Below are 11,722 nucleotides of genomic sequence, written 5' to 3'. Positions count from 1 at the left end.
GTGTTCACTCCCCCGCCAGCGCGACGACAGGATCGAGCCGGGCCGCCTGCCGCGCGGGCATATAGCCGAACACCAGCCCGGTCAGCAGCGCGCAGGCAAAGGCGCCGACCATGGCGGTGACGGAGAAAATCAGCGGCAGACCGAACAGCACCAGCACGCCACCGACCAGCAGCCCGATCAGTACCCCGGCCAGTCCGCCGACCAGCGACACCAGCACCGCCTCGGTCAGGAACTGGCGCAGGATGTCGCGCTGACGCGCGCCGGTCGCCATGCGGATGCCGATCTCGCGCGTCCGCTCGCGCACCGTCATCAGCATGATGTTCATCACGCCAATGCCGCCGACCAGCAGCGACACCGCAGCGATCAGCGCCAGCAGCAGCGACAGCGTGTCACTGGTCGCCGCCTGTGCCGCGATGCGCGACGCGGCATTGAACATGCGGAAATCGCGCTGGCGATGCCGCTCCAGCATCAGGGCGTCGATGGCCGCCTCGGTTTCCTGCAGCTTCGCGCCATCGGCCAGACCAATGGTCAGCCACGACGGATACGGATTGCCGTACAGCCGGCTGCTGGCGGTCGAAAACGGCAGCACCACCCGGTTGTCCTCGTCGCTGTCGCCGGACTGCGCGCCCTTGGACGCCAGCACGCCGATGACCTGGAACGGCACCTTGTCCAGCAGCACCCGGCGCCCGAGCGGGTCATCGTCCTTGAACAGCGCATCGCGCACCCGTTCGCCGATCACCACCACCTTGGCCATGGTCCGTTCGTCCTCGGCCGAGAAAAACATGCCGCGCGCCGTTTTCCAGTTCAGCGCCTGCGGAAACTCGCTGCTGACGCCGCCGCCCTCGGCGCGGTAGTCGAGGTTGCCGTAGCGGATCACCACCTGCCCTTCGAGGTACGGCATCACCAGCGCCACATTCGGTACGGTACGGATGGCGGCCGCATCTTCCAGCGTGACCCGGCCACCGTTCTGGCGCGCGCTGTCGCCATTCGGGCCGAGATAGATATTGTTGGCGCCGAATGCCGAGAGCTGTTCGAGCACGCGCTGTTTCGAGCCCTGACCGACCGCCAGCATGACAATGACCGACGCCACGCCGATCACGATGCCGAGCAGGGTCAGTGCGGTGCGGAAACGGTTGATCCACATCACCCGCCATGCCGCCCGGCAGGCTTCGCGCATGTCGCCGGCCAGCGTGGCCGCCCGGGTGCGGCTGCCGTCGGCCATCTGTTCGAGCCAGCCACTGTCGCTGCCGTCAGCCCGGCTGGCATCCGGGCCGGAATCGGCAACCACCCGGCCATCGCGGACCTCGATCACCCGGCGCGCGCGCGCCGCCACCGCCCGGTCGTGAGTAATCAGGATCAGGGTATGACCGGCCGCAGCCAGCTCGTCGAGCAGCGCCATCACCTCGATGCCGCTCTGGCTGTCGAGGGCACCGGTCGGTTCGTCAGCCAGAATGATGCGGCCGCCGTTCATCAGCGCCCGCGCAATCGACACCCGCTGCTGCTGGCCACCGGACAACTGGTTCGGCCGGTAGTCATGGCGGGCGGACAGCCCGAGTCGCGACAGCAGCGCCGTCGCCCGCGCCTCGCGTTCGGCAGCCGGCATGCCGGCGTAGATCGCCGGCACTTCGACATTCTCGCGCGCGCTTTCGGTCGCGATCAGGTGATAGCCCTGGAATACGAAGCCGAATGCCTCGCGGCGCAGCCAGGCCAGTTCGTCGGCATCCAGCCCGGCCACATCGACGCCGCAGAAGCGGTACTGTCCCGATGTCGGCCGGTCCAGGCAGCCAAGCAGGTGCATCAGCGTCGATTTGCCGGAACCGGAGCTGCCGACAATGGCAACGAACTCGCCGGCATGAATGGTCAGCGACACGCCATGCAGCACTTCCACTTCCGGTGCATCGCCGCCGCCATAGGCCTTGCGGATCGCGTCGAGTTCGATCAGCGGCGTGCTCACAGGCTGAACCTCGGCGGTCCGGCCGGCGTGGCGCGCTCGCCGGTGATCAGCCGCTCTCCGGCCTGCAGCCCGGAACGGACCTCGGCCCGGAAGCGGTCACGCACCCCCAGCTGCACTTCGCGCACGACCACCCGGTCGTCCGCATCCAGCACCCGGGCACGCCAGACACCGGGCTTGCCGGCCACGGCTTCCAGCGCTGCCACCGGCGCCAGCACGACATTGCGCGCACGGCCGGCAACGAAAAACACCTGCGCCGTCATCTGCGGCATCAGGTCTCCGTCGCGGTTGTCGACATCAAACAGCACGGTATACGACACCACCTTGCTGCCGGCCGTGACCGGTGCCGTGCCGTTCTGCGCCGCCGTGGCCGGCGGTGCCGGCAACAGCTGACGCACCGTACCCTGCCAGCGCCGGCCGTCGATGCCGAGGGTGGTGAAATACACCGCCATGCCCGGCTTGACCCGGTGCACATCGGCCTCGGACACCTCGGTCCACACCGTCATCGTGCCGAGATCGGCGATGCGCAGCAGGTTCGGGGTCTGGTAAGTCGCATTCAGCGTCTGCCCTTCACGCGCTTCCAGCGACACCACGGTGCCGGCCATCGGCGCGAAAATGCGGGTATAGCCGAGCCGCACCTCATTGCCCTTCAGCGTCGACTGGGTCTGGTCGATCTGCGCGCGCAACTGGTCAAGCCGCGCCCGCGCCGAGCGCCAGGCCGCCTGTGCGATCTGCCGGTCCTCGTCGCGGGTGGCATCACCGGCAGCGAGTTGCTGCTGGCGCGCATGCTGCTGCGCGGCCAGATCGAACTGCGCCTGCTGGTCGGCCAGTTGCGCACGCAGGCTGGCCAGTGCGGCACGGCCGGCATCGACTTCGGCCTGCTGCACGCTCGGGTCGATATCGACCAGCGCGGCGCCCTGCCCGACCCGGTCGCCCGGCTGCACCGCGATGCGGCGGATCTGCCCGGACACCTGCGCGCCGACATCCACATAACGGCGCGGCTGCAGGGTGCCCAGCGCGGTCACATTGTCCTCGACATCCCCCCGCGCCAGCAGCACGGTGTCCCAGCGCGGCGCGGCACGACCGAATGCCGCCCAGGCAGCCGCACTGGCCAGCAGCAGGCCGAGGACACACAGCAGCGCACGGCGCCGCCCGGGTATTGCCCATCTCGCCATCGATCTACTTCCCGACCTCGAACGAGGTGGTGGCGGTATGCCGCACCGCTTCGTAGCGCTTGCCATCGACCGTCACCACGCCGTTCACCCTGACCGAGACTTCCAGCAGGTAGCGACCGGGGAACGGCGTATCCAGCGTGACGCTGCCATCCTTCGCCGCCTGCAATGAGCGGTTCCACTGTGCCGAGGTCTGCACATTGACCCGATCGGCCGCCACCGGCTTGCCCTTCCAGAACAGGCGGAAGGTATTGCCGTCCGGCCGGGTCGGCACCAGTTCCAGATCGCTGACGGCACGGGTTTCGCTGCGGCCGGCCCTGGCGTGGTAGATCGTCAGGCCGCCCTGGCCATCCAGCTGGCGCGCCTCGGCGCGCACGTCGCCGGACGCCCCGGCCTCCACGGCGAAACCGCTGCCGGCACGGCTCAGCGGCAGGGCCTTGCCGTCGGCGAGGAAGGCGCGCGGCGCGAGCAGCGTGCCGGCATCGTCGTCCGCCCGGGGGGACGACAGCTCGCCCAGTCGCAGCGAAACGGCGCCATCATCGGTACGCGCCGCCCACAGATAGGCGGCCTGCGCCGGCAACGACAGGCCGGCGGCAAGGGTTACGGCAATCAGTGCCTGGCAGGCAATACGCATCGGGAATTTCCTTGCAAAATGCGGCGGCGGGAACGGCTGCGTGCCGGTCCCGCCGCTATCAACGACAGTCAGAAGGTGTATTTGACCGACGCCATCACATTGAACGGCGCGCCGTAGAAACTGCTGGACGAGGTGGAGTAGTACTTCTTGTCGAATACGTTGTTCAGGTTCAGCGATGCGCTCAGCTGGCGCGAGAAGCGGTAGCGCGCCATCAGGTCGAGCACGGCGTAGTCGGGCTGGGTGAAGCGCTCGCCGTGCGGGCCGACCCTGTCGCTGTAGATGCTGCTCTGCCACACCAGCGCGCCGCCGATGGTCAGCGGATTCCAGGCGCCGGGCAGCGTGTAGGCGGTCGACAGTTTGAACAGGTCTTCCGGGGCGACGGTATTGACCGGCTTGCCCTGCGCGTCTTCCGAGGTGCGATGGGTAAAGCCGCCGGCGACCTGCCAGCCGGTCAGCACTTCGCCGGACACTTCGACTTCAAAACCACGGCTCTTCGTACCCTTGGCTGCCTTGTAGGCCGTATTGCCGTCCGGCGTCAGATGTCCGACATCCTCGACCGCCAGGTTGTCCTGATCGACCTTGAACACCGCCAGGCTGGCGTTCAGCCGGCCGTCGTAGAACGCCCCCTTGATCCCGGCCTCATAGCTGTTGCCCTCGAGCGGATCGAGGTACTGGCCACTGCTGTCCTTGCTGTCCTGCGGCTTGAAGATATTGGTGTAGCTGGTGTAGACCGACCAGTTGTCGTTCAGGTCGTAGACCACGCCCAGATACGGGGTGACCACGCCATGCTTGCCGCGCTTGCCCGAATCGCTGCTGCCGTCGTAGTAATGGTTGTAGGTGTCCTGCGACCAGTTGCTGACCCGGCTGCCGACAATCACCGACAGCGCGTCGGTCGGGCGGAAGCGCGCCGTCATGTAGGCGCCGGACTGGCGCTCGCTGAAGTGATAGTTGCCGCTCTGGGCAATATCCGGCTTGGCCGGGTTGCTGCCATCCCACTTGTAGATATCCGGCACCGACGAGTCCCAGCCCGGGAAGCGCCACAGCGGATAGGTCGGGTCATCGCTGCTGGTGCGCGACATATTGAAGCCGACCACCAGGTCATGCTTGCGGCCGAACAGCGAGAACGGACCGGACGCATAGAAATCCAGCGCGTTCTGCACCGGGGTCTGGTTCCAGCGACCGGCCCACAGGCTGACGCCGGCACCGGTCTGCCGGTCCGGGTAGCCGCCACCGGCATAGCCGAGCACGGCATCGTAATGGTCGCGCGACTGGGTCAGCACCAGCTTGGCCAGCCAGTCATTGTCGAAGCGGTGTTCGAGCGAGCCGAAGAACGAGCTTTTGTGGTGGTTGTAATACGCCCAGTCGGCGCCGGAGTTGAACGAGCGGGGAAAATGGGTCTTGCTGCCGTCGCTGAAGAACAGCGGCGCGCCGGCACGACCCATATTGTTCGAGTCGTGGTGCTGGACATCGAAGCCGGCCGCCAGCGTGGTGTCCGGCGTCAGGTCCGCCTCGACGATGGCAGAGAAGACGGCCTTTCTTTCCTTCAGCCGGTCGACCCACGAATCGCTGTCCTGCAGCGCAGCAACCAGCCGCGCGCGCACATTGCCGCCCTCGGTGATCGGCACCGACAGGTCGACATCGGTACGGTAGAAATCCCACGAGCCGACCGTGGCCGATACCGAGGCCTCGAACTCGCGTTTTGGCCGCTTGCGCACCAGGTTGACGGTCGCTGACGGGCTGCCGACGCCGTTCATCAGCCCGGTGGCGCCGCGCACGACCTCGACCCGGTCGTACAGCGCCATGTCGTTCACGTCCTGGGTGCTGTTGCTGTATTGCGGAATGCCGTCGATCTGGTAGTTCTCGATGGCGAAACCGCGCGAGTACAGCGCATTGCTGTCGGTACCGGCCGCACCGGCCTGGGTGACGGTGATGCCGACGGTCGCCTTCAGCACTTCATCGATCTGGGTCAGGCCACGATCGTCCATCTGCTGGCGGGTAATCACGCTGACCGACTGCGGCGTCTCGCGCAGCGACAGCGGCAACTTGGTCGCGGTGCTGGTCGAGCCGGTGGTATAGGAACCGGTGCCATCGGTGCGGGCGCCAAGCCCGCGCGCATTGACGTCGACCGCAGCCAGCGTCTGCACGCCGGCCAGCGAGCCGGCAGCCTCGCCCGCCGGTTTCGGTGCGGTTTTCAGCACATAACCGCCGCTGCCGTTCGCCACGGCTTCCAGGCCGGTACCGGCCAGCAGCCGGGCAAAGCCCAGCTGCGGCGTATAGCGGCCGTCGAGGCCGGGACTGGTCTTGCCCGCCGTCACTGCCGGGTCGAACGACAGCAGTACCCCGGCGCTGGCGGCAAAGCCCGACAGCACCCGTCCCAGCGGCCCGGCGGCGATGTGGTGGTTCTTGCCGGCAGTGGCGGCGGCCGGCTCGGCGGCCAGCGCCGGCAGCGACAACGACGTCAGCGACAGGCCGAGCAGCGCGGCGGTCACGGCCAGCGCCAGCGGATCAGGCTTGCGGCAAGGGGCAGTCGCCGCCATTCGGGTGGCGTGCGGGCGACCAGTGGTCATGCGGATTCTCCGATTCAGGGAAGCAGGTGGAAGAAGGCCGGCCCGGTCGCGTGGCGACGGCGCCAGTCATCAGCTCTTACTTTCCATGCCAATCGAAAAACGAAAAGTGACAGGTCCGGCGCAATATTTTTTTTCGCCGCCTCAGCGCGGGCCGACCGTGACCCAGTAACGGGTGAGCGAATCGATGCGGACCGGCAGGGCATCCGCCAGCGCGGCCAGCACCCGGTCGGTGTCATCGAGCGGAAAGGCGCCGGAAATCCGCAGGCCGGCCACCGCCGGATCACAGCGCAGCCAGCCATGCCGGTAGCGCGCCAGCTGCTCGACAAACGCGTCCAGCGGCATCCGGTCGGCAAACAGCATGCCGCTGGCCCAGGCCGCCATCTGTTCATCGACTGGTCGCGCCGGGGCGATGCTGCCCGCATCAAAACGGGTGCGCTGTCCGGCCTGCAGCACCTGCACGCCAGCAGCAGGGTCACGCGGACGGATTTCGACCGCGCCGTCATAGACCGCGAGCCGGCTGCCCTGCGAACACTGGCGCACACTGAAGCGGGTGCCGAGCGCGGTCAGCCGGCCGTCCCGGGTGGCGACGACAAACGGCCGATGCCGGGCGGCCGGGTCAGTAGCGGTTTCGACCAGTACCCGCCCCTCGCCAAGAACCAGCAGCCGTTGCGTCGCATCGAAAGCGACCTCCAGCCGGGTGCCGGCATCGAGCACGACCCGTGTGCCATCGGCCAGAGACACTTCGCGCGGCGCTTCCTTGCCGGTATGCAGCAGCGTGCCGTCGGCATCGGCGGCCAGATGGCGGTAGCCAAACCAGCCGGCCCCGCCGACCGACACCAGCAGCACGAGTTTTTCCAGTGCGCGCCGCCGGGCCAGCGACTGCGGCCGGTCGAGCGCCGCCAGACCGACGCGTGGTGGCACGACACCGAATTTCTGCGTCAGTGCCTCGATGCCCTCCCAGGCCCGGGCATGCGCCGGGTCGGCCGCCAGCCAGCGTCGCCACGCCTCCCGGTCGGCATCGGTGGCATCGCCGGCGGTCAGCCGCACCAGCCAGTCCGCAGCCTGGTCCAGCACCTGCGGCGACGGCCGCCGCGCTACAGCAGCAGGGACAGGCATTGCCGCACCGCACGGGTCAGATACTGGCGCACCGAACTGACCGACACGCCAAGATCGGCGGCGATTTCGGCATGGGTGCAGCCTTCCAGCTGCGACAGCAGGAAAGCGCGCCTCACCTTCGGTGGCAGGCCGTCGAGCAGCGCATCGATTTCCATCAGTGTTTCCAGCACCAGTGCGCGCGTTTCCGGCCCCTGGGTTTCCGGTTCCGGCAGCAGGGCCAGTGCCTGCAGATAGGCACGCTCCAGTTCCTTGCGCCGCAGGTGGTTGACCATCAGCCCGTGCGCCACCGTGGTCAGGTAGGCACGCGGTTCGCGGATCTGTCCGGCATCCTGGCCGGACAACACGCGGATAAAGGTGTCATGCATCAGGTCAGCGGCTTCGAACGCGCAACCCAGCTTCTTTCTCAGCCAGCCCTGCAGCCAGCCCTGATGGGCCAGATACAGGTCCTGGACGATTGCGGACTGCGAGCCTCCACCGGTAAGCACGACATGCACCTTTCGCCTGCTGGACAGGGCTGAAAATTCAAACGATAACTATTATCATTTCTTTTCTACCCAGTTGGCAATAACAGCCATTCCGGACAGCGGCGACGGCGGTTTCCCCACCTGCCTGGCCGCGAGAAAAATCATCACTATTTGATCCAGATCAAATTCGCATCAGCCGGAAGCCGGATTCCGCCACCGACAACTATCAGCAGTCAGACAGGCTGATTAAAATCCATGCCTGATGCATTTCCGTAGCCGGTCCGGTTCGAAAGCATGCGCAGACATCCCGTATGGTCGTGTTCCACGACGACGGCGGTCATCCGTACCGCCCTTGCTGTCCCGTCTTTCCCCTCCCCCCGTCTATCCGATCTGAACGGCCGCGCCATGCGGACCGCTCCGGCACACGACGCGCGCGTCGTCCAGGCATCCGGTGCCGATCAAAAAAACCAACTGGGAGAGACACCATGCAGGTCACCAGACGTCAGTTTTTCAAACTGACCGCAGGCGGCATGGCCGGCAGCACGATTGCGGCGCTCGGCTTCACCCCCGGCCAGGCACTGGCGGATGTGCGTGCCTACAAGCTGCAGCGGGCCACCGAGACACGCAACAACTGTCCGTACTGTTCGGTCGGCTGTGGCGTGCTGATGTACAGCCTCGGCGATGGCGCCAAAAATGCGATTCCGTCCATCTACCATATTGAAGGCGACCCGGATCACCCGGTCAGCCGTGGCTCGCTGTGCCCGAAAGGCGCCGGGCTGGTGGACTTCATCCATAGCGCCAACCGGCTCAAATACCCCGAATACCGCGCCCCCGGCAGCGACAAGTGGCAGCGCATCAGCTGGCACGATGCCCTCACCCGCATCGCCGGGCTGATGAAGGCCGACCGCGATGCGAACTTCATCGAGAAGAACGCCGACGGCGTGACCGTCAACCGCTGGCTGACTACCGGTTTCCTCGCCGCGTCCGCCTCCAGCAACGAAACCGGCATCCTGACCCAGAAAGTCACCCGCTCGCTCGGCATCCTGGCGCTCGACGCCCAGGCCCGCGTCTGTCACGCGCCGACAGTGTCGGCGCTGGCAACTACCTTCGGTCGCGGCGGGATGACCAACACCTGGGTCGACATCAGGAATGCCGACTTCATCCTGGTGATGGGCGGCAATGCCGCCGAAGCGCACCCGGTCGGCTTCAAGTGGGCGATCGAGGCCAAGCGCACGCGCGGCGCGCGTCTGGTGGTGGTCGATCCGCGCTTCAACCGCACCGCCGCCGTCGCCGACCTGTACGTGCCGATCCGCGCCGGTTCCGACATCGCCTTCCTCGGCGGCGTCATCAACTGGCTGATCGCCAACGACAAGATCCAGTGGGAGTACGTGAAGTCGTACACCAACGCCAGCCTGATCGTCGGCGACGGCTACAGCTTCGATGACGGCCTGTTCTCCGGCTTCGATGCCGGGCACGGCAAGTACGACCGCAGCGGCTGGCAGTACGCGCTGGACGAAAACGGCCAGGCACGCCGCGACCCGAGTCTGCAGGACCCGCGCTGCGTGTGGAACCTGATGAAGGCCCACTACAGCCGCTACACCCCGGAAGTGGTCAGCAATATCACCGGCACGCCGAAGGACGCTTTCCTGCAGGTGTGTGCGATGCTCGGCGCCACCTCGGCGCGCGACAAGGTCGGCACCATCCTGTACGCGCTCGGCTGGACCCAGCACACCACCGGCACGCAGAACATCCGCACCATGGCGATGATCCAGTTGCTGCTCGGCAATATCGGCATGCCCGGCGGCGGCGTCAACGCCCTGCGCGGCCACTCGAACATCCAGGGCCTGTCCGACCTCGGTCTGCTGTCGACCAGCCTGCCCGGCTATCTGGTGCTGCCGACCGACAAGCAGACCGACTACGCAACCTATATTTCCCAGTCGACGCCGAAGCCGGTACAGGCCGGGCAGCTGAACTACTGGGGCAATACGCCGAAATTCTTCGTCAGCCTGATGAAATGGTTCTGGGGCGACAACGCCACCGCCGCCAACAACTGGGGCTTCGACTGGCTGCCGAAGTGGGACAAGTCCTACGACGTGCTGCAGGCGATGGAGCTGATGCACCAGGGCAAGATGAACGGCTATATCTGCCAGGGCTTCAACCCGATTGCCGCTTTCCCGGACAAGAACAAGACGGTCGCCTCGCTGTCGAAGCTGAAATTCCTGGTCACCATCGACCCGCTGGCCACCGAGACCGCCGCCTTCTGGCAGAACCACGGTGAGCAGAACGACGTCGATACCGCCAGCATCAGGACCGAGGTGTTCCGCCTGCCGTCGACCTGTTTTGCCGAGGAAGACGGCGCCATCGTCAACTCAAGCCGCTGGCTGCAGTGGCACTGGAAGGGCGCCAACCCGCCGGGTGAAGCGCGCCCCGACCAGGAAATCATGGCCGAGCTGTTCGTCGCCCTGCGCGAACTGTATCGCAAGGACGGCGGCAAGGCGCCGGAGCCGATCCTCAATCTGGCCTGGCCGTACCGCGACCCGCTGAACCCGACACCGGAAGAACTGGCGAAGGAAATGAACGGCCGCGCGCTGGCCGACATTCCGGACCCGAAGAACCCCGGCCAGTTCCTGGCGAAAAAGGGCGAACAGATACCCGGTTTCGCCGCGCTGCAGGACGATGGCAGCACGATGTGCGCGTGCTGGATCTTCGCCGGCAGCTGGACCCAGGCCGGCAACCAGATGGCACGGCGCGACAATGCCGATACCGGCCTCGGCAACACGCCGGGCTGGGCATGGGCATGGCCGGCCAACCGCCGCATCCTGTACAACCGCGCCTCCTGCGACCCGGCCGGCAAGCCGTGGGACCCGGCACGCCAGCTGATCAAGTGGAATGGCGAGAAGTGGGTCGGCGCCGATGTGCCCGACTTCAAGATCGACGAGGCGCCGGATACGGCCATGAGCCCGTTCATCATGAACAACGAGGGCGTCGGCCGGCTGTTCGCGGTCGACAAGATGGCCGATGGCCCGTTCCCCGAGCACTACGAGCCGATGGAATCGCCGATCGGCACCAACCCGCTGCACCCGAAGGTGGTATCCAGCCCGGCGGTCCGGCTGTTTGCCGACGACCGGGCGCGGATGGGGGTCCACACCGACTTCCCGTATGTCGGCACCACCTATCGGCTGACCGAGCACTTCCTGTTCTGGACCAAGAACTCGCGGCTGAACGCCATCATGCAGCCGGAGCAGTTTGTCGAAATCGGCGAGGCGCTGGCAAAGGAAAAAGGCATCAGCCAGGGCGATACGGTCAAGCTCAGCTCCAAACGCGGCTTTATCAAGGCCAAGGCGGTGGTGACCAGGCGGATCAAGGCGCTGCAGGTCAATGGCCAGACCGTGCACCAGATCGGCATTCCGCTGCACTGGGGCTTCGAGGGCGCCACGCAAAAGGGCTTTATCACCAATACGCTGGCGCCGTTCGTTGGTGACGTGAACACGCAGACCCCGGAGTACAAATCATTCCTCGTCAATCTGGAAAAAGCCTGAGGAGGGCGGACCATGGCACTGCAATCGCTTGACATCACCCGCCGCTCCGCGAGCCCGACCTCACCGCCGCAGGCCCGGCACACCCTCGAGGTGTCCAAACTGATCGACGTGTCGGCCTGTATCGGCTGCAAGGCCTGTCAGGTCGCCTGCTCGGAGTGGAACGACCTGCGCGACGAAGTCGGCCACAACGTCGGCGTCTACGACAACCCGGCCGACCTCACCGCCCAGTCGTGGACGGTGATGCGTTATGCCGAGGTCGAGGAAAACGGCAAGCTGGAA

At 66.4% G+C, this 11,722-nt stretch carries 7 protein-coding genes and 1 pseudogene; 2 read left to right on the top strand and 6 right to left on the bottom strand.

All coding sequences use genetic code 11. The features are described from left to right. Positions 1-4 precede the first annotated feature (4 nt). From DFO50_RS17600 to DFO50_RS17575, 6 genes are all read right to left on the bottom strand, one after another. Complete coding sequence (locus DFO50_RS17600) at positions 5-1,954, bottom strand: MacB family efflux pump subunit (protein WP_028500287.1); 1,950 nt, start codon at positions 1,952-1,954, stop codon at positions 5-7. Then, positions 1,951-3,126, bottom strand: a complete 1,176-nt coding sequence (locus DFO50_RS17595; protein ID WP_112692938.1) for an efflux RND transporter periplasmic adaptor subunit — start codon at positions 3,124-3,126, stop codon at positions 1,951-1,953. The genes DFO50_RS17600 and DFO50_RS17595 overlap by 4 nt, the downstream gene beginning before the upstream one ends. 4 nt (positions 3,127-3,130) lie before the next feature. Continuing rightward, positions 3,131-3,757 (bottom strand): hypothetical protein, encoded by a 627-nt coding sequence (locus DFO50_RS17590; RefSeq protein ID WP_112692937.1) that lies wholly within the window; start codon positions 3,755-3,757, stop codon positions 3,131-3,133. A 68-nt stretch (positions 3,758-3,825) separates the two neighbouring features. Beyond that, complete coding sequence (locus tag DFO50_RS17585) at positions 3,826-6,324, bottom strand: TonB-dependent receptor (protein ID WP_199489886.1); 2,499 nt, start codon at positions 6,322-6,324, stop codon at positions 3,826-3,828. Between the two features lie 141 nt (positions 6,325-6,465). After that, a complete protein-coding gene (locus DFO50_RS17580; RefSeq protein WP_112692935.1) occupies positions 6,466-7,440 on the bottom strand; it encodes a FecR domain-containing protein in 975 nt (324 codons plus the stop codon). Next, the gene (locus DFO50_RS17575; RefSeq protein ID WP_051529046.1) at positions 7,419-7,925 is read right to left on the bottom strand and encodes a sigma-70 family RNA polymerase sigma factor; all 507 of its coding nucleotides are present in this window, start codon (positions 7,923-7,925) and stop codon (positions 7,419-7,421) included. The genes DFO50_RS17580 and DFO50_RS17575 overlap by 22 nt, the downstream gene beginning before the upstream one ends. A 464-nt stretch (positions 7,926-8,389) precedes the next feature. On the opposite strand from DFO50_RS17575, the gene fdnG reads away from it, so the two are divergent. Both fdnG and DFO50_RS17565 read left to right on the top strand, forming a co-directional pair. Beyond that, positions 8,390-11,443 (top strand): formate dehydrogenase-N subunit alpha, encoded by a 3,054-nt coding sequence (gene fdnG / locus DFO50_RS17570; RefSeq protein ID WP_112692934.1) that lies wholly within the window; start codon positions 8,390-8,392, stop codon positions 11,441-11,443. Positions 11,444-11,455: 12 nt separating this feature from the next. Further along, positions 11,456-11,722: pseudogene (locus DFO50_RS17565) on the top strand (formate dehydrogenase subunit beta); the annotation flags it as partial.

This window comes from Microvirgula sp. AG722 (genome assembly GCF_003269145.1).
Lineage (GTDB): Bacteria > Pseudomonadota > Gammaproteobacteria > Burkholderiales > Aquaspirillaceae > Microvirgula > Microvirgula aerodenitrificans.
This window is presented reverse-complemented; position numbering and strand designations above follow the sequence as displayed.

Excerpts from the sequence above, each read along its gene's own strand:
- DFO50_RS17595 (WP_112692938.1), bottom strand. The coding sequence starts at position 3,126 with ATGGCGAGATGGGCAATACCCGGGCGGCGCCGTGCGCTGCTGTGTGTC.
- DFO50_RS17590 (WP_112692937.1), bottom strand. The coding sequence starts at position 3,757 with ATGCGTATTGCCTGCCAGGCACTGATTGCCGTAACCCTTGCCGCCGGC.
- DFO50_RS17585 (WP_199489886.1), bottom strand. The coding sequence starts at position 6,324 with ATGACCACTGGTCGCCCGCACGCCACCCGAATGGCGGCGACTGCCCCT.
- DFO50_RS17580 (WP_112692935.1), bottom strand. The coding sequence starts at position 7,440 with ATGCCTGTCCCTGCTGCTGTAGCGCGGCGGCCGTCGCCGCAGGTGCTG.
- fdnG (WP_112692934.1), top strand. The coding sequence starts at position 8,390 with ATGCAGGTCACCAGACGTCAGTTTTTCAAACTGACCGCAGGCGGCATG.